Here is a 17,476-nt window from a genome sequence, read left to right as displayed (position 1 = left end):
GGAAGAAATTCTGATGGCAGACAGAGAGATTCGGACAGATACGGTCAAGATTCACAATGGAGATGTAGAAATTGCGGCTTACCTGGCGATGCCAGTGGAAGGGACTTTTCCCGGAGTCGTGGTGCTGCAAGAAATCTTTGGGGTAAATGTCCACATCCGGGAGGTGACAGAAAGGATAGCGAAAGAGGGGTATGTAGCGATCGCGATCGCACTTTTCCAACGCCTTGCCCCGGATTTTGAAACAGGTTACACCCCCCAAGACATTGAAATCGGCAGAGAGTACGCGATGCAAACTACCGCATCGCAGCTACTAGGCGACATCCAAGCAACAATTAATTACCTCAAAACCAGGAGCAACGTAAAACCAGCCTTCGGCTGCATCGGCTTCTGCTTTGGCGGACACGTTGCCTACCTCGCCGCCACCCTACCCGATATCAAAACTACTGCTTCCTTCTACGGTGCTGGCATTACCACTCGCACTCCCGGCGGCGGAGATCCTACCGTCACGCGGACAAAAGACATTTTTGGGACAATTTATGCCTTTTTTGGCATGGAAGATGCCAGCATCCCAGCCGAACAGGTAGACCAAATTGAAGCAGAACTAGAGAAACACAAAATTCCTCATCGCGTCTTCCGTTACGATGGAGCAGATCACGGCTTTTTCTGCGACCATCGCGCCAGTTACAATAACGCCACAGCAGCAGATGCCTGGAAGCAGGTGCAGCAGCTATTTGAGCAACAACTGAAATCGGAACAATCGAGTTAAAAAACTTTTGCTCGATTGCTGATACTTTTACACTTCACACTTTATCGGTCATGAATTCCAAATCGACCCCTTCTCAAGATGCAAAACCGTCTTTTTCAATGGATGATTTTGCCAAAGCCCTCGAACAACACGACTACCAGTTTCAAAGAGGACAGGTAGTGCGCGGCAGGGTGGAAAACCACGAAAGCAATGGCGCGTATGTTGATATTGGCGGCAAGTCTCTAGCTTTTGTCCCCTTGGAAGAGGCTTCATTGAGACGGGTAACAGACTTATCTGTAGTGTTGCCGTTGCAAGAAGAAAGAGATTTTCTGATTATCCGAGAGCAAGATGCGGATGGTCAAATGACACTTTCAGTGCGGCAGATGGAAATCAAGCAAGCGTGGGATAACCTTGCGGAAATGCTCGAAGGCGGCAAAACAGTGCAAGTACGAGTTAGTGGCGTGAATAAAGGGGGTATCACGGTAGATGTGCAGGGGTTGCGGGGATTTATTCCGCGATCGCACCTGATTGACCGTGATAATCTAGATGCTCTAATTGGTGAAAAACTGACTGCCAGCTTTTTAGAAGTTTCTCCCGACACCAACAAACTTGTACTTTCTCAACGGGAAGCCACTCGTTCTGCCAGCTTTAACCTATTAGAAGTAGGACAACTAATTGAAGGCAAAATTACTGGTATCAAGCCTTTTGGTGTGTTTGTTGATTTAGAGGGCGTAACAGGTTTACTGCACATCAAACAGGTAAGCCAAACTTTTGTAGAATCTCTTGAAAAAGTGTTTCAAGTGGGGCAGTTAATTAAGGCAATAATTATTGACCTGGATGAAGGAAAAGGTCGCGTTTCTTTGTCTACCAGAGTGTTAGAAAATCACCCCGGCGAAATGATGGAAAATATGACTGAGGTGATGGAATCAGCCGAAGCGCGTGCCGAACGTGCCAGGAAGAATCTTACGAGATAGGTCTTAGGAAGATAGGAGTGCGATCGCATTTTTGACTAAGGAATGCGATCGCATTTTTGACTAAGGAATGCGATCGCATTTTTGATAAAGGAATGCGATCGCATTTTTGTTGATGTCATAAGGCGATCGGTGTTCTTTATGCCTGGAAGTGAAGAGTGCGATCGCACTCTCTGAAATCCATGCTGATGTAGTCACTCAACCTCATCGCCAAATCTTGATTGTCATATCCGCACTGGCACTGACTAAAGTTTGCCCATCACAGCTAAAAGCAACAGAATAAACTTTGTCTGAATGCCCCGTAAGGACGTACAACAGTTCTTCAGTATGTAAATTCCAAATCCTGATGGTATTGTCAGCGCTGCCGCTGGCGAGAATCTGTCCATTGGGACTGATGGCGACTGAATAAATTTCATCGGAATGCCCCGTGAGAGTGCTTCTCAGTTCTCCCGTATTCATGCGCCACAGCTTGACTGTCTTGTCTCTACCGCAGCTAGCGAGGATTTTTCCATCGGGACTTATAGCCACACAGAGAACCTCATGACCCTCTCTGAAAAAGGATTGAACCACACCTAACCAATTTGAAGACCCATTGAGGGTGCTTTTCAGTTCCCTAGTACGCAGATGCCACAGCTTAATGGTACCGTCCCAGCTACCACTGGCAAGGGTGCGCCCATCGGGGCTGAAGGCTACAGACCAAGCCGCCCAAGAATGCCCTTTGAAAGTGTGCAATAGTTCACCAGTAGGCGGTTGCCACAGCTTAATGCTGCTGTCATTGTGGCTACTGGCGAGGGTTTGCCCATCGGGGCTGAAGGCTAGAGACCAAACCGACAAAGTTATGACTGAACCCTGCTGGAGGGTGCGAGTTAATCTCCCGGTGCTGGGATGCCATAGCTTGATAGTGCTGTCCGGATATGCGCTGGCACTGGCAAGGGTTTGCCCATCGGGGCTGAAGGCAAGAGAAGTAACTGTGCCTGAGTGTCCAGTAAGGGTATCGATTAGCTTCCCTGTATTCAAACGCCACAACTTGATTATCGTGTCAAAACTTCCGGTGGCGAGAATCTGATTATCCGGACTAATGGCAACTGACCTAACTGCGTCTGTATGTCCTGTAAGGGTGTGATCGCAACTCCATGTGTTTTTATTTGAGCCTACTGACGCTGTGCCAGAAGACGACAGTAGGCTCTCTAAGGGTTTGCGGTTGGTTCCTCGTACAGCTCAATTTCGTAGTAAGGCAAGGAGTTTTGTCCGGCACCTTGGAGCCAACGAGTATCAGGTTTCCAGGTTCCGTTAGGTTCTTCGCGACGACGGGTATTAACTTTTAGTTTGTTACCTTCTAGCTGCAATAAATTGTATTGCCAAGGATAGCCTGGAACTAAATCTTTTGTATGTGCGCCAAAGGTGCCAGCACAAACAATATCAAGTTTACGCCCAGTAGAATTGGAAGCATGATCGTAGCGGTATAAATCCTTGGTTGCTGTGTGGATATGTCCATGAAGAGCGAGGCGGAAGCCTGCTTGTGCTAACCTCTCCATAAAGCCACGATCTTTGATGCGATCTTCACCAGCGCTATTGAGAGGATGGTGCCACACAGCTATTTTCAGGCAGTCTTGGTACAAGTCTTCATTATCCCGAATTCTATTAAGAGCGTTGGTGAGAGCTTGGGGATTAATATCGGCATCGATTTTTTGGGAGCGATCAAGTTTCCAAGCAGAATTCAGACCCAAAATTAGCAGTTTTTGCTTGGGTAAGTGGTACAAAATTCCTTGATGCTCGTACTCCAAAGGATAATATTCTCCTTTGATTGCTTGATAGAAGTTTCTGAAATTGTCAAATCGCCTTTGGTGTAGGGTCAGATCGGGTTTAGGTTGGTCGTTGTTAGAGGAGTAAGCTTTGTCACCGAGTTCCCGATTGAGATCATGGTTGCCAGGAACGATGATAATTTGGGGGCGTTTTATCTGGAATTCTTTGGTAAGCTCGTCTACGAATTCTTTAGCAGCTTTGTATTCTTCCTCTGTGGAGTAGTTGGCGATGTCGCCGGAGAGGATGAGGGCGTCTAGGTGAGAGATGTTGAGTTCGTTGTATAAATCTGCTGCGAGTTGGTTAGACCAAAGGTTGGCTTGGTCGGAGGTGCCGAAGTGGAGGTCGGAGAGGTGAAGAATGTGCATCTTGGAGTATATCGGTTGGAACTTCTCTTCAGTAAGTTGGCTAGCTCTAAGGTTAGCTTTCTCAAGAGTTTCAGAGTAGGGAGTGGAAGGATCAAGCCTATCTTGTTTAGAATATATGAAAATAATCTTATTTATAGTTTTTACAATCCATACAAATGAAACTAAAACAGCGATTAAACTCAAAATCCATAGCCAGTATTGTTTTATAAAATTGTTAGCTGAGTAGATTGGATTAGATGTAACTATTATTGGAATTTCTCGTACAGGGTAGTTTATCTCTACATCTTTATAAGCGGGAACCTTTATTACTACTGTAATTTTGAGTAAAAGGAAATTTTTCCCAAACTCTTTGGGAGTTACATACCAATTCCACTCAGTAAAATTTAAATTTGTTATGGGGACGTCTAAGTCTGCTATTGGCTGTTCTGGATTGCTTATTGATTCTATATTAAATTTATCACTTCTTAGCTGTAAATTCATAAATGAACCTATTTTAATGTTTTCTGTTTCAGGAATTCCATTGCCTCTCAGTTCTGATTTAATATTTGAGCTAGCTTCTGGAGCAATCCGTACTTCAATCCTTTGAGGTTTTCCAATTTCCATTTTTTTGGGAAAATTGAAAAGAACTTTACCTGGAAAAGTTTGCTTTTCGATCTCTTTGCGTACAGGCTCAGGGAAAGCTAATGGGGGTATTTCTACCTGATTTGGTATATTGATTTCTACTGTTTGTATTTTTGTCTCCTCCTTATAATCGGTAAACAAGGCTACATAAGTTATTGTTGACCACCCAATAATAGTTAAAAATAAAACTATAGAGTTAAAAAGTGAATACTTTCCAATTTTTATATGCCCTAACTTTATATATAAACATAATATAAAAAGCATTTCCAATACAAATAATAAATACATAGGTTACTTCGGTTTTTGAGATTTTTTATAGCTGAGACTCGGTAATAACTTCAGCAAGCTTTCTGCCATGTAATATTCCTGAATCAGTTGGTGCCGAAATTCAATTTGGTTGCCTGCCCCCAGTTGAATCAAGTGATGGTTGAGTAAATCCTCCAGACAACAGAAGGCGCAATCCTCTGGATGAGCCACCTTACCTGCCAAAAATTCCGTCAGTACCGCTTGGGCTTTCTGCCTGGGAATGGCAACTTGCAACTCTGTCTTCTCTTTCCCAGAAGTCATCACCCAGGCTAACTGTTCCAACAGCCGATGCCACCAACGGCGAGACTCCTTAGAAATTAGGATATCCTGTTTGAGTTTGCGGTCATAACTTAATCCGAACTGGCGAAACACCAAAGCCAGATTCGGCGGCACCTTCCCTCTCGCCTTAAATAGGGAACACAGCATCCACAACAGCAGAGGTGTTTCTCCCAACTCTCGCAACCGACTGCCCAACTGCCTCAACATCTGCTCTCCCTGCTGGGGCAGATAGGCGCGGACAAACTGCTGCATCTGCGCTTCACTCAGGGGTTGCATTTCCAGCTTCTTGGCAATATCTAAGTCGCCCCCCACCCCCAAATCCCGCGTCGTGAAAATCATCGGCGTGGCAGCATTCGTCTGGCGAAAAGCCTTCAAATCCCGCCTAGCAGCTTCCCAGGGCAATTCATTGATGCCATCCACCAGCAGCAAAAATCGCTTCTCGAACAGCAGCCTTTCAATCTCGGAAGTGTTGAGAAACAATCCATGCTGTTTCAAGAAGTCCCGAATTAAGTCTAGGACGGAGGTTTGGTAGTAGCGCAATTCTACCAACACAGGGATGCGCGAATCCGCCAGGGAATCAATTCCCTGGCTCATAGCTGAAGTCCGTTTCAACGGACTAAGTGCAGCGGATTGAGTCGTCTTTAGACGACTTTCGCTATCAGCCGGGAAATTAATTTCCCGGCTGGCTTGCGCTTCCTCCAACAACAACCGCGCCAATGCCGTCGATTTCCCGGAACCAGGACGCCCCACCAACAACACATGATCTGCGGCATACTTCCGCAACCCTTCCAGCACCCCCAAACGCTCAGTTTTCTGCTGTGCTTCGCCCGGTTGTTCCTTGGCAGGTTGCACCGTCTCCACCATAAAATCAAGCAGTAGCGGTGATTCCACCTCAACTCGCTGGCGTCCGACTACATCCGTCAGCGTGTAGACTTTCCACCATTGGGCGTATTGATTGCAAAGGGCTTCTAGGTATGGCTTCCAGTCGATCATGCTGAGTGAAAATATAGCTAAGTTGAGGAGAATGCGATCGCCCCGATCCGTCTTTAATCAATTCCCAGGTTTAAACTCTTGGCAAACATAGGGCAAAATTGAAAAGTCCTAGTGTCAGCTACCCGTGGCGTAATGCCCTGATTTATCTTAATCTCAGTATCCTCTGACCTGCCCAATGTCTAACCCACCACCCGCCGACTCTCAACCCCAGCCACCGAATACATCAGAGCTAGAACTACTCAAACAGGAATACTTTTTTCTGCAAAACACTATCGAAGACTATAACAAGCAAATCTGGGTGATTAAAGCTCTTGGTATTACTGGTACTGGGGCTGTTATAAGTTTGATGCTACAGCAAAAATCAGGCGCGATCGCGATTATTGGTTGCTCTATTCCCCTATTTTTTTGGATACTTGAAAGTCAATGGAAACACTTTCAACGCGGCTTTTATCCTCGCGTCATCGAGATTGAAACTATCCTGAGCAACGATTATCATCTCCGCAGCCCGGCGATTTTTGGCGGCTGGGCGCGTGCCTTTAAGCGTACACCTACCCCAAAACGTCACGGTTATCTGTGGGATGGTTTGCTCAATCGCAGCGTTTTTATAAGTTATTTACTGGAAATTATATTTTTGTTGCTCTTAGCTGCGATCGCGCCTCGTCTCTGGAAATAACCAGCAGGATATCGCCTCCGTAAAATTAGCCTCAAAGCATAGGTATAATTATGCTCAAATTGTATCAATTTTTTTCCTCTGGTAATTGTTACAAAATTCGTCTTTTATTGACACAACTAGAAATTCCCTTTGAGAGCGTAGAACTGAATATTCTCAAAGGTGAAACTCGGACTCCAGAATTTTTAAGCAAAAATCCCAATGGGCGGATTCCAGTTTTAGAAACCCAATCAGGTCAATTTATTGCGGAATCTAACGCTATTCTGTTTTATCTGAGTGAAGGTACTGATTTTTTACCAAAGGACAATTTTGAAAAGGCAAAAGTGTTGCAATGGTTATTTTTTGAACAGTATAGCCACGAGCCTTTTATCGCCACCTCTAGATTTTGGATTTCTATTCTTGGCAAGGCAGAGGAATATCGAGATGCACTAAATCAAAAACGGGAACCTGGTTATGCAGCGTTAGATGTAATGGAAAAACATTTAACGAACAACGATTTTTTTGTAGGAGAACGTTACACTATTGCTGATATTGGGTTGTTTGCTTATACCCATGTAGCTGATGAAGGCGGATTTGATTTGACAAAATTTCCGGCTATAAATGGTTGGATAGAAAGAGTTAAATCGCAACCTCGACACATTAGTATTACCCAATCTTAATTAGTAATTGCGGTAGCACGCTCACAGGCGGGAAGTCTCGATGCTCCACAAAAAAAGTCCGCCTGCGCGGACTCAATTCAGCCTGCGGAGGCAGGCTTCGTTTGTGTAGCCGCGATTTCCAATCGCCAGGTATTTTTACTCGGATATACCCTCGCGCTTTATATCATTGGGCGACATATTTGAGCCAGAAATGAGTGTGAGGCCTGCCAACTTTGTGCCATTCTTTAAGTATGCGATCGCGTTCTCCGGCTCTTGCTAAAAATTCCAACCCAGCCGGGAAACCCAACACCTCTGCTTTCGCCAAATAATATTTACGCTGGCGGACAGCATAGCAGCCTTCCCAGCATTGCACTGCACCTTCATAATTCTTGGCGCGATAAAAGCAGGTTCCAGCACGATAAAGCATTTCTTGCGAGTCTTCTCCCAAGGCTTCCAGAACTTCGCCAAACCGTTGCCATTGGAGTCGGTGCAAGTTAGCTCCGCTGACTAAACTTCCAATTGCCTTAGCATACTCTTCTATCGCTGTTCTCCACTGGCGACTGTTGCGCGTACTCTCGTCTAACAGCTTATTTTTTATGCAGTTTTGAAGAAATTGGGTGAAGCTTTTTAGGGTATCAAGACTCGGCTGTCTTAGCATAAAAATGGCAAGTTGACGCTCCAATTCTTTACCCTTCGGGGGTTTGTCAAATTGCTGCACCAACTGTTTCCAGCACATCCCCTCTAAAAAGCACTCCCAAGCCTCATTTGCCATCCCAAGATCGAGAAAAGTTTGACCAGCTTCGGCAAATCTCTGTTCAAATTTTAGCGCCCTAGCTTCACATATTTCTGCTTTCCTAGTTTCGCCGCGATCGCTATAACATTGTCTGGCACGTCGCATAAAATCTGGATCTTCGGAATTTATCCCCCTTGTCTCAAACTCCAATGCAATAGAACGCCAGTCATCTTCCTCCAGATTCCGTGCGCTTTCACAAGTTCCCAGGTGTACAGGTTGAACATTTTCTCGCCAAACTGGGATTTGCGAATGCTGTAAAAGCGCCTCTAAATTGTTTTCTATAAACCTCCAAAGTCGCTGATCTCCTACTTGAGAATCGACTATAAACAGCAGCTCTTTTGCTCTAGAAGCCGCCACGTAGAGCTTATTAAAGAAAAATTCAAATTCATACAAACGTTCCGATGGCAGCTTTTTAGCATCTTCCGGACTGCTGGCTAACTTCCAAACATCTCGGTAACATTCTTCGCCAAACTTGTAGAGAATTACTCGTTTAAATTCCAGCCCTTTAACGGCGCTGGCACTCAATACATTTTTCAGCGGTTCTGATTCCACTCCCTCTGCCAAAATCTGCGAAAGCACTTCATCATTTTGAGCATAGGAAAGCTCACCACCTTCTTCGCAAGGCACAATAATAATTGTGTCCCTTAGGTAACGTTTGAGTTCTTTTGTTGTAATATTTCGACCAATAATAAATTTTTGTGGTTCTGGAAAATGGTCTTTTTTCCATGCCGTTTGCGGTTGAAGTTGCGGAATTTTAAATAGAACCTGACGACACAACTGAATCAGGTTAATAACTTGTACCACACGAGCGCAAGAGCGATAATTAGATTTCAACTCCGGAAAGTTCATTCGCAGATTTAATCTATGTGCCGGATCGAGTGCTGTAATTACCTCGTTGTAAAAAGCTGCTTGGACGCTTTCCCAACGAAATCCTGTCGGGTTTAAAGTTTGAAAAGGATCTCCAGCAAAGGCAAAAGGTAAACAGGGAGTTTGGTATCCCAAATCATATTGAGAGAAGACAGACAGGCGCATAATTAACTGAAGCTCTAGCTTAGTGAAATCTTGAGCTTCGTCGCAGAAAATGGCAGTATATTCAGGACGGTAACACTTGAGTTCCAAAACTTTTCTGATCAAATCTTGATCGTCCCAGTAGCCTTCCTCGGTAGTTAATCTCTTATACCAACGCAACCAGATAGTTTTGTAAATTTCTTGAAACTGAGTAACTGGAATGGTGCGTTCTTGAACAGGTACTTCTTCCTGATAGTCTTCAGGTGTCATAAATCTGAGGCTATGACCTTTGATGAAGGTTCTAATGGCGTGCCAGCAAAGTTCTGGGGAATAAATCTGTGCTTGTGGTAGCTTTAAATCTCTGTAAAGCTGTCGAAAGCGATGGAAGGAAATGTACTTTTGAGAATCGAAGCGATCGCGCAGCGTATTCCCAAAAGGCTGTTCCCGCTCCTCTTTTGGCAGTAAATTTAAAAGAAATGTCCCAAACTGTTGAAAGAAAGCACTCACATCAGGCAAATCACCGCCTGCCATTCTGTGTGACAAAAATCGGTGATGGAATGCGTGCAGACAGCGCACAAATTCTTTGGCAACTTCTAGTAAGCGCTTATTGTAAGTAAGAAACAGGGGATTTCCTGGCAATTCTATTCCCCGTTCGTGGTAATATTTTCGATAACAATAATCAGCAAACAAGTACAGCAACATGGTAGATTTTCCGCTACCTGCACGTCCATTTAGAAAAAGCGGCAACCAATTCTTCTGTGCTGCTGAAGTTGAAACAGAGTTTAGGATTGCCTCCTCTTCTGCTGAAAGAGCTAAATTTACCTCTGCTCCTTGCTGAATGGTAAGCCAACTTTGTTTATCTGTAAGTAAGTAGCTTGGGTAAGAGCGCCGCGCAAAAGGAGTTAGTTCATCCAGCGTTAACTGACTAGATAAAACATTCTTAGAACCAGAAAATAAGTTTGTGGATTTCCCTATTTGCGCTATTTCTTCTATAGATGGCCTGCGGCTGAAAATAGCCAAGAGAAATAATACTTGTCGAGGTGGGGTATCAGCAGTTTCTATTTTGCTGAATAGCACATAAAAATCATTTTTTCCGTACAAATATACGCCTTGCCATTGAGAAAATCCTTCGGCATTAATGATATTTCCCTCAATCTCCGAGATAAGATGATAAAAATTTTCCTCGTATTCTCTAATCTCAGGATTTTTGAAACGGGCGATCCATTCCTCGCTTTCGTAGATAATTGTCCAAAAGTTCCTGTCGTTTTCCATCTCCCAGCTTGGAGGTTCCAACCAGGGAAGCAAATTCTCTGGAAGCAATGAACGCGATCCAGAGGTAGCGATCGCACTGAGTTCCCTCTGGGAAAGCCAGTTAGTTAGTTCTTCCTCATCCAATCGAGAATCCAGATGCTTAGCGCCGTATTCCTCTGGGTTTCGCAGGAATTTTTTGTATTCCTTAGAGCCGCGTAGAAAAATGTCTAGTAAGCATAGCACTTGGTAGTCTTGTACCTGTCGGATTCTGGCAACTATGCGTAAATTGTTTTCCCCTCTCCGCTTCAAGTAAGGGTACACACGCTCAAAACGTGCCTGCGCTTCATCACTCCGCAGGGGTTCAAGTTCGACAGATAAACTATCTACTTGAGCCTGAATACCATAGCGCAGCGCCTTCTGGGTGAACAGATAGGTGCGATAAATGTACATAAACTCATCTCCGCTGTTTTTGACAAAAACAGGCTTAGCCTACTATTACTTATTGTCATTCAGCAGAGAAGCCAATGTTGTAGGGTTTTGGTTACATATAATACATTATGAGCTTTTTTGCTCCAACTTTTAGTAAAAACGCCTGACAACTAAAGTCAACGCTTAGTTTGCGGAGCATCGAGGCTTGAGCCTGTGGGCGTATATTTCGCTTCGCTTGCGGCGTAGCGCACCCTACAGCTCAATGGAACTGACGCAAGGAGCCTGGAAATAAATTTCACAGCGAGAAGCTAAAGTAAGCTAAAGCTTACTGAGTAAGCCTTTAAACCCGTTTTACGGGTTTTAGCTTTTAGCCTGAAGTTTAGTTCAGGGCTTAAATCAACACTATTCCACCCTACAGCTACTCTACTTGTGTATCCATTTGTGTATCCATTAATAACCGCCACTCGCGCACGCCAAAAGGAGGAACGAGCAAGTCTACCGAAAGCCCACCTTTGAGGGGTAAATTCAACCGCAGAGGGGTGTTAGAGTCCAAATCAGTCATCACTTTTAATAGGTCATATTCTCCTACATTGGGAGGCAACAATGATTCATTTAACACATCAGCAGCCGTCCAAACTTCCCCAGTCCCAGCTGTAATTGTTAACGGCTTGGGGTGCGCCAGTTCAGCAATCCCAGGAAATCCTACTAAACGTAGATGCACACAGTCCACCTCACCCATCTTGAGTCGCTTAAACAGTACAACTTGCCATGCTTGATCTTTAACATCCCGCAAACTTTGTTTGGAGCGGTACATTACTTGTGTGGGAGATTCTGGATATGTGTGGATAGAAGCAAAAGCTGGTGCTGAATTACCTAAGATTAGGTAAATGCACAAGCCAACTCCGATAAAGATTCGCCACCCTAATACCATTTTTAATTTTGGATGCAAGGATTTTAGATAAGTAGATGGATCTAATTATTTGTAGGATAGGTAGACTGACTAAGCGTTACCCATCAAACCTATGTTAATGTTGGGTGAGGTTCCAAGGGCCCAACCTACATTATTGGTTTTCAACAACGGTTTATTCCCCGGAGATTTGCACAGATACACTCCTTTTCCGGGAACCATCCAACTCAAAAAATAAGATGGATTGCCAAGTTCCTAGAGCCAATTTACCATCTACGATAGGAATCACCTCACTGGTACTGAGCATCATTGCCATCAGGTGAGAGTGAGCGTTGATGGGTTCATCATCAGGCACATCTCGTAAGTGTAGATCGTTATGTAGGTAGCTTCCGGAAGGAGGCGCTAACTTTTCCAAGTGGATTTTGACATCTTCCAGCAATCTTTCTTCATTTTCGTTGATAGCTAGAGCTGTCGTCGTGTGGCGAGAAAAAACTAGAACTTGACCATTTCTAACTGAGGTTAGATGAAGAAGTTTCTCGATTTGAGGCGTAATATTATAAATGCCAATGCCCTTGTCGGTTTCTACTTCAATGAGTTTGTTAATAATTTGCATCTTGTCACCTGCTACCAATTCTGGTGTTAGCGCGAAAAGCGATCGCGTAAGCTGGCTTTGGCTGGACTGACGCTGCTTCAGGTGGTTGGGTGTGGTACATTGGAAAGCTCACAAGTAAAATTTAGTATCTTTTTTTGTTGTAAGAAGCTGGGTTTTGTTAGCCTCTTCAAGTAAAGATACCTTGTTTGAGTGACGGTCAACGCCGACAAAAACTTTTAATATGTTTTAACAATTGGCTGGCCAGGTAAAAAGTCTTTTTGGGTTAAGATACACTTTTTAAACAATTTATATATCTTACGGGGGAGGAAGTCATCAGATGAAGCATTATTGCGATGAATGGATTTACGAATGGTGTGAAGAGAACGGCTGGACAGATGTAGTGTTTGAGGCTTATAACTACTGGGCTTTCCCTCCGGGAGCCGTGATGCCTGAGCCAATTCCTCCGAAAGTCATGCGCTCGATCAAAGCTAAAAAAGGATTGAGTGGGGAGGAAAAATGGTGGTCGATCGGGGCAGCGATCGCAACAATAATAGCTGTTATTTTAAGTTATTTCTTGAAGTCGCCAATGCCAATAGTTTTGGCTTTTGCTTTTTGGGCTGTCACGGTGGGTCTACTTGAGGTAGAAGACAGCTAGCGGCGAGATAAATTTAAGAATATACCAATCCTAAATGATTCTTGAAACCCTGTAGGGACACGGCAGTGACGTGTCCCTACACCAGGGGGAATACTCGTTCACAACTTAAATAGGATTGTTATAGTCAACAAATGCGTCAGATGGTTGCGTAAGGTTCGCATCAACCCAACCTCAGTTTACTGTATCCTTTGGTAGTGGCAGGCAAAATGCCCGTTCCACGAAAATATATATCTGGAATTATTAACCGGAGATAGATTTTCGTGATTGCTAACCTTACAGAGACAGGTTGGGAAGTAATTTACCATCGCGCCCATGCTTTGCTGGCTGCTGAAATAGCGGGAAACTGGCATAGAAAATATCGCCCAGAACGCTTGATAGAGACAGTGGCGGCGATTTCCCATCACGACGATCTAGAACGCGAATGGGAAGGCGACAACATCACCGAAGCGGGCGCACCCTTAGACTTTACCGTTGATAAGAAAACTTCTCTTCCAAAGCTGAGAGAACTGACGAATAATTCCCGATACCGGGGACGGTGGGTGGCAATGCTGATTTCTATGCACGTCAGCTTTTTGAATGAAGGCAAACGGGGAGAATCACCGGAATTGGACAGTTTTCTGGACGAACAACTAGAAAACCAAAAGAAATGGCGACAGGAGTTGAAGATTAAAAAAGAGGAAGCCGAAAAAGCTTATGCGTTTTTTCAATGGTGCGATCGCCTCTCGCTGATCCTCTGCACCCGCAAGTTACCAGATGGTGTGCGTGCCTTGGAAATCAGCAAGGGGCCAGATGGCAAGCGCTACGACGTGATAAAGCTTAGCGATGGCAATGTCACCGTGAAACCTTGGCCTTTTGAGAAAGAAGAATTTACTGTCAATGTGGAAGCTTCCTACCTCAGCCAAGTGAAATTTGACAAAAGCGAGGAACTCACAGAAGCGCTTCAGACTGCACCGATTGAGTTGTTGGAGTGGACATTTGTCAAGAGTTGACAAATGTATTTTTTGTGGGGTGTGGCTTTATAACCCACCCCATTTTTATACTTCCTGCTAATGGGTGAGCTGCTAGAGGTATATTGAAATACTCCATCATATGACCTGGTTGTGCGAGGTGGGAGAGCGATCGCAAAGATTACTTTGGAATTGTAGAAAACAAATTTCAAGGACAACCAACTATGCCAGCTACACAATCTAATCAATCAACCGCCACCGCTCAACTCAATAAGCCCATACTCAGATTAGGTAGCAAAGGGACAGCAGTCACAGAATTGCAAAAACTTCTAACAGCTCGCAATGCTTACTATGGAGCCATTGATGGTATTTTTAATGAAGAAGTAGAGTATGCTGTAATTGTTTTTCAAAATTGGGTTTTTCTCAAAGAAGATGGTATCGTCGGTCAATTAACCTGGCAATCTCTTTACACTGGCGCACCAGTTAATATGCCAGTTTTGAAAAGAGGAATGCAGGGGAAAGCAGTTGTCACGCTACAAAATGCCCTGGCGCTAACAGGAAACTTTCAGCAAGAAGCTAACGGTATATTCGGGCCAGTTACCGAAGCAGGTGTAAAATCTTTTCAAAGACGCAGCGGACTACTAGCGGATGGAATCGTAGGCGAAAAAACTTGGTATGGACTAAGCAAGTTTAAATCTACTTTAGTAGGCTGTTGATTATCTATAGCAATTTAAGGGTTGGGTGCGATACATCTTTAGAGACATGGCATTGCCATGTCTCTACCCAGGTCGTCCGAAGGCCAGAATTGCGATATACTCCACCTAACTAAAAAACGCTATAGTGTTGCCTTATTTTAGGTAAAACTTAGACTGTGTTTTGTGAGCAATGCCTACCTACAAAATCAATTTTTAAGCGTACAAATTCTAAAGTACAGGTGGGAATCATTAACCGATTCCCACCTGTACTTTTAAATGTAGTTTATTATATGGCATCTGACGGTTACTATCTAAGACCGCTCTGATAGAGGATTGCGCCTCTCATCGATAGTAACAAAGTGGAGGAAGCGACAAAAACTCCACAACATCTCTACCTGTTAGTTATTAGCACTGTTCTTACATCTGACGGTCGCTCTCCTTCGATGTTTGATTCTAGACCACTGCGGTATAACGTCCATCCAGTGCTGTGTTTCTTCTTTTATTAGAATAACTTTAATTAAATTTTTAGCTCTCGTTCTAAGGGCGGAAACTTCCTCAAACCGGAGGAATAACGCGCAGCCGACTTTTGATCTATCTCTGGCAATATCTCAATTTTGGTTGTCTGTCTTCTGAGATAGTTATACTGTTTGACAGAGCGCTTGAAAGGCACGTCTACCAGTGCCGAATACGTCCGCTAGTTGTTAAGTTTATGTCGAATTCAAAAGATTTAGCGAACGATTTCAAGTCTGGCGGCGTTTATAGCTGTCCAGTATGTCGGCAGGGTCAAATTTCAGAGATGCCGTTGATGGAGGCGGTGGCTTGTAATTTTTGCCGCCACATTTTCACAGTTGACTCGCGTCAACAATCGTTGAAAATGGCAGATAGTTCCCAACCTCTGAGTTGGCGCTGGAATGGTCGGCGTTGGCAAAACGCTACGCGCAATGATGCTGAGTTGGGTTGGGGTGTTGGGTTAGCAGCGATCGCATTAGTAATATTGCCGACATCGTTGATTGCTCTGTCTGCGTATATTTTCCCGCCAATACCAGGAAGTTCCTTGTCTTGGGTTCCCCTTTTCTGGATGGGGTTAACCTTTTTGTCTCATCTGGCTTTTGTCGTCAGTGTGGTTGTTGAGTATTATCAATTCCCCGTTTTTGCTTATTTGCAGGCAATGCGACGGCGTTTGTTCCATTCCAGCTAGGTTGCTCTTTATTAGACTGTAAAGTGCGATCGCTTGCCACTTTTTTTGATAACCATAGGCTATCAAGTTGGGGAGAGTGTAGGATGCCATACTATCGAGACGAGCAAACAGCCTTTGACGAATGCCGAGAAAGTTGCTCTCAGCGATAAAATTCACTATCCCCGCACTGCAACCATGCAAGCGATCGCATCCTGCGGCAGTTCAACCAGTTCAATTGGTCTGTTCTGATAAATGCCATCTGTTGCGATGTATGGCTGGAGCGATCGCTCTTTTCTCATCTCGCCTGAATCCGAAACCAAATTTCGCAATGCGATACACAATCAGATTTACAGCTTATTAAAATAGCAACTCATTCTGAAAAGCTACCCAATGACTATTAGCAAAAACTTCTACATCTCAAGAGAAGATTACCTAGAAGGAGAGCGAGTCAGCCCTATCAAACATGAATATAGGCGAGGACAAGTTTATGCAATGGTAGGGGCAAAGAAGCCTCATATCATTATTGCTGGCAACTTAGTCACTTTGTTCAACAATCACCTTGAAGATAGCCCCTGCATTGTTCTTTCTTCAGATATCAAAGTCCGGCTTGAGTCAGCAGACTGCTATTACTATCCCGATGTCGCAGTAACTTGCGATGAGCGGGATACAAACTCTACAGATGACTTCATCCTCTATCCCATTTTGGTCGTTGAAGTGCTATCTCCCTCAACAGCAGCTTTTGACAGAGGGGAAAAATTTGCTGACTATCAAACGTCGCCATCTTTACGAGAATATGTGTTAATTAATCAATCTCAGATGAGCGTCGAGTGTTTTCGCCTTTCCGATTCAGGCGATTGGGTTTCTCAAGTTTACCGCCAAGGAGATGAAGTTTACTTCGCAAGTATAGGTATTCGCTGCGATATTGCTTCCATCTATCGAAAAGTCCCTGGACTTCAGAATGCTGATGCGTGAATATGAGCGCGATCGCTATCTTTTCCCAAACGATTCTGAAACTAATTCAGTGAAAACAATTAACCCAAAAACCGTATGCTATTCAACGAAACCCAACATTTGTAAAGGTTTGCTGAGTCACGTTTACTCTCTACTGAAGGCAAGTCATGAAATCGCCAATAGGGCGATTTTGACCGCGCTCTAGTTCCTCAAAGCCTTGCTGAATGCCTGCAATCGTTTCCAACTGCTCGATTAATTGACGCACTTTGGTGGGATCGATTTTGCCAGGATCGAGAAAGGTGATCAGAACTTGGGTGCGATCGCTTACATCCTGCGGCAGTTCGACCAGTTTAATTTGTCCATTCTGATAAATGCCTTCGACAGTTTTTAGCATAAGTAGCAATAGAGTTAGCGTAAGTTGCAGCCTACTGGACAATTAACCCGGATGCTGGCTGAGTATTGAATTGCTCTGAATCAAGCGTTGCCTAGAACTAGGATACAGTCCGCGTGAGTTTATCCGCGTTTAAGAGTCGATCTAAACTTCCCTGATGCTATCACCCATGTTCCTTGGTTGACTGACAAAACTGCTTAGGGGTGAAACGTAAATCAGGAGGGAAGCAGAGCTTGATTTAGGCTAGTAAGTAACTACACAAATCAGTCAAATCAATGGCTCATACTTC

The 17,476-nt window shown here is 44.2% G+C and carries 18 protein-coding genes; 9 read left to right on the top strand and 9 right to left on the bottom strand.

The window, feature by feature from the left end:
- The first annotated feature begins 13 nt into the window (after positions 1-13).
- Both H6F66_RS23805 and H6F66_RS23800 read left to right on the top strand, forming a co-directional pair.
- Positions 14-766 carry a dienelactone hydrolase family protein gene (locus tag H6F66_RS23805; RefSeq protein WP_190426491.1) on the top strand — a complete coding sequence of 251 codons (753 nt, stop codon included), beginning with the start codon at positions 14-16 and terminating at the stop codon, positions 764-766.
- 50 nt (positions 767-816) lie between these two features.
- On the top strand, positions 817-1,719 hold the full coding sequence (locus H6F66_RS23800) for a S1 RNA-binding domain-containing protein (RefSeq protein WP_190426489.1): 903 nt from the start codon (positions 817-819) through the stop codon (positions 1,717-1,719).
- A gap of 60 nt (positions 1,720-1,779) precedes the next feature.
- Here H6F66_RS23800 and H6F66_RS29095 read toward each other — a convergent pair whose 3' ends face one another.
- The 4 genes from H6F66_RS29095 to H6F66_RS23785 all read right to left on the bottom strand — a co-directional run bounded on the left by H6F66_RS29095 (position 1,780) and on the right by H6F66_RS23785 (position 6,083).
- Complete coding sequence (locus tag H6F66_RS29095; RefSeq protein WP_277873959.1) at positions 1,780-1,914, bottom strand: hypothetical protein; 135 nt, start codon at positions 1,912-1,914, stop codon at positions 1,780-1,782.
- A gap of 6 nt (positions 1,915-1,920) precedes the next feature.
- Complete coding sequence (locus H6F66_RS23795) at positions 1,921-2,895, bottom strand: WD40 repeat domain-containing protein (protein ID WP_190426576.1); 975 nt, start codon at positions 2,893-2,895, stop codon at positions 1,921-1,923.
- A gap of 8 nt (positions 2,896-2,903) precedes the next feature.
- Positions 2,904-3,884: a metallophosphoesterase gene (locus tag H6F66_RS27865; RefSeq protein WP_199295441.1), complete on the bottom strand. Its 981-nt coding sequence runs from the start codon at positions 3,882-3,884 to the stop codon at positions 2,904-2,906.
- Positions 3,885-4,796: 912 nt separating this feature from the next.
- A complete protein-coding gene (locus H6F66_RS23785) occupies positions 4,797-6,083 on the bottom strand; it encodes an NB-ARC domain-containing protein (protein ID WP_190426483.1) in 1,287 nt (428 codons plus the stop codon).
- 175 nt (positions 6,084-6,258) lie between these two features.
- On the opposite strand from H6F66_RS23785, the gene H6F66_RS23780 reads away from it, so the two are divergent.
- Positions 6,259-6,756 (top strand): hypothetical protein, encoded by a 498-nt coding sequence (locus H6F66_RS23780; protein ID WP_190426482.1) that lies wholly within the window; start codon positions 6,259-6,261, stop codon positions 6,754-6,756.
- Between the two features lie 50 nt (positions 6,757-6,806).
- The gene (locus H6F66_RS23775) at positions 6,807-7,412 is read left to right on the top strand and encodes a glutathione S-transferase family protein (RefSeq protein ID WP_190426479.1); all 606 of its coding nucleotides are present in this window, start codon (positions 6,807-6,809) and stop codon (positions 7,410-7,412) included.
- Positions 7,413-7,575: 163 nt separating this feature from the next.
- Here H6F66_RS23775 and H6F66_RS23770 read toward each other — a convergent pair whose 3' ends face one another.
- From H6F66_RS23770 to H6F66_RS23760, 3 genes are all read right to left on the bottom strand, one after another.
- Positions 7,576-10,893 (bottom strand): hypothetical protein, encoded by a 3,318-nt coding sequence (locus tag H6F66_RS23770; RefSeq protein WP_190426476.1) that lies wholly within the window; start codon positions 10,891-10,893, stop codon positions 7,576-7,578.
- Positions 10,894-11,290: 397 nt separating this feature from the next.
- Positions 11,291-11,803 carry a DUF3122 domain-containing protein gene (locus H6F66_RS23765; RefSeq protein ID WP_190426474.1) on the bottom strand — a complete coding sequence of 171 codons (513 nt, stop codon included), beginning with the start codon at positions 11,801-11,803 and terminating at the stop codon, positions 11,291-11,293.
- A gap of 151 nt (positions 11,804-11,954) precedes the next feature.
- On the bottom strand, positions 11,955-12,392 hold the full coding sequence (locus H6F66_RS23760) for a secondary thiamine-phosphate synthase enzyme YjbQ (RefSeq protein ID WP_190426471.1): 438 nt from the start codon (positions 12,390-12,392) through the stop codon (positions 11,955-11,957).
- A gap of 316 nt (positions 12,393-12,708) precedes the next feature.
- Here H6F66_RS23760 and H6F66_RS23755 point away from each other — a divergent pair, with 316 nt between their 5' ends.
- From H6F66_RS23755 to H6F66_RS23740, 4 genes are all read left to right on the top strand, one after another.
- Positions 12,709-13,026, top strand: coding sequence for a hypothetical protein (locus tag H6F66_RS23755; RefSeq protein ID WP_190426468.1), 318 nt, complete (start codon positions 12,709-12,711; stop codon positions 13,024-13,026).
- Between the two features lie 260 nt (positions 13,027-13,286).
- Positions 13,287-14,015: a DUF3891 family protein gene (locus H6F66_RS23750; RefSeq protein ID WP_190426465.1), complete on the top strand. Its 729-nt coding sequence runs from the start codon at positions 13,287-13,289 to the stop codon at positions 14,013-14,015.
- A gap of 182 nt (positions 14,016-14,197) precedes the next feature.
- Complete coding sequence (locus H6F66_RS23745; protein ID WP_190426462.1) at positions 14,198-14,689, top strand: peptidoglycan-binding protein; 492 nt, start codon at positions 14,198-14,200, stop codon at positions 14,687-14,689.
- A 688-nt stretch (positions 14,690-15,377) separates the two neighbouring features.
- The gene (locus H6F66_RS23740; RefSeq protein WP_190426458.1) at positions 15,378-15,866 is read left to right on the top strand and encodes a hypothetical protein; all 489 of its coding nucleotides are present in this window, start codon (positions 15,378-15,380) and stop codon (positions 15,864-15,866) included.
- A gap of 155 nt (positions 15,867-16,021) precedes the next feature.
- Here H6F66_RS23740 and H6F66_RS23735 read toward each other — a convergent pair whose 3' ends face one another.
- A complete protein-coding gene (locus H6F66_RS23735) occupies positions 16,022-16,165 on the bottom strand; it encodes a hypothetical protein (protein ID WP_190426456.1) in 144 nt (47 codons plus the stop codon).
- Positions 16,166-16,235: 70 nt separating this feature from the next.
- Between H6F66_RS23735 and H6F66_RS23730 the strand changes: the two genes are divergently transcribed.
- On the top strand, positions 16,236-16,817 hold the full coding sequence (locus H6F66_RS23730) for a Uma2 family endonuclease (protein WP_190426455.1): 582 nt from the start codon (positions 16,236-16,238) through the stop codon (positions 16,815-16,817).
- Positions 16,818-16,947: 130 nt separating this feature from the next.
- Here H6F66_RS23730 and H6F66_RS23725 read toward each other — a convergent pair whose 3' ends face one another.
- On the bottom strand, positions 16,948-17,190 hold the full coding sequence (locus tag H6F66_RS23725; protein ID WP_190426453.1) for a hypothetical protein: 243 nt from the start codon (positions 17,188-17,190) through the stop codon (positions 16,948-16,950).
- Positions 17,191-17,476: the final 286 nt, after the last annotated feature.

Source organism: Trichocoleus sp. FACHB-6, assembly GCF_014695815.1.
Lineage (GTDB): Bacteria > Cyanobacteriota > Cyanobacteriia > Cyanobacteriales > FACHB-T130 > Funiculus > Funiculus sociatus.
This window is presented reverse-complemented; position numbering and strand designations above follow the sequence as displayed.

Coding starts and splice junctions, on each gene's coding strand:
- H6F66_RS23765 (WP_190426474.1), bottom strand. CDS start 11,803: ATGGTATTAGGGTGGCGAATCTTTATCGGAGTTGGCTTGTGCATTTAC.
- H6F66_RS23805 (WP_190426491.1), top strand. CDS start 14: ATGGCAGACAGAGAGATTCGGACAGATACGGTCAAGATTCACAATGGA.
- H6F66_RS27865 (WP_199295441.1), bottom strand. CDS start 3,884: ATGCACATTCTTCACCTCTCCGACCTCCACTTCGGCACCTCCGACCAA.
- H6F66_RS23725 (WP_190426453.1), bottom strand. CDS start 17,190: ATGCTAAAAACTGTCGAAGGCATTTATCAGAATGGACAAATTAAACTG.
- H6F66_RS23745 (WP_190426462.1), top strand. CDS start 14,198: ATGCCAGCTACACAATCTAATCAATCAACCGCCACCGCTCAACTCAAT.
- H6F66_RS23740 (WP_190426458.1), top strand. CDS start 15,378: ATGTCGAATTCAAAAGATTTAGCGAACGATTTCAAGTCTGGCGGCGTT.
- H6F66_RS23760 (WP_190426471.1), bottom strand. CDS start 12,392: ATGCAAATTATTAACAAACTCATTGAAGTAGAAACCGACAAGGGCATT.
- H6F66_RS23755 (WP_190426468.1), top strand. CDS start 12,709: ATGAAGCATTATTGCGATGAATGGATTTACGAATGGTGTGAAGAGAAC.
- H6F66_RS23770 (WP_190426476.1), bottom strand. CDS start 10,893: ATGTACATTTATCGCACCTATCTGTTCACCCAGAAGGCGCTGCGCTAT.
- H6F66_RS23775 (WP_190426479.1), top strand. CDS start 6,807: ATGCTCAAATTGTATCAATTTTTTTCCTCTGGTAATTGTTACAAAATT.
- H6F66_RS23780 (WP_190426482.1), top strand. CDS start 6,259: ATGTCTAACCCACCACCCGCCGACTCTCAACCCCAGCCACCGAATACA.
- H6F66_RS23730 (WP_190426455.1), top strand. CDS start 16,236: ATGACTATTAGCAAAAACTTCTACATCTCAAGAGAAGATTACCTAGAA.
- H6F66_RS23785 (WP_190426483.1), bottom strand. CDS start 6,083: ATGATCGACTGGAAGCCATACCTAGAAGCCCTTTGCAATCAATACGCC.
- H6F66_RS23800 (WP_190426489.1), top strand. CDS start 817: ATGAATTCCAAATCGACCCCTTCTCAAGATGCAAAACCGTCTTTTTCA.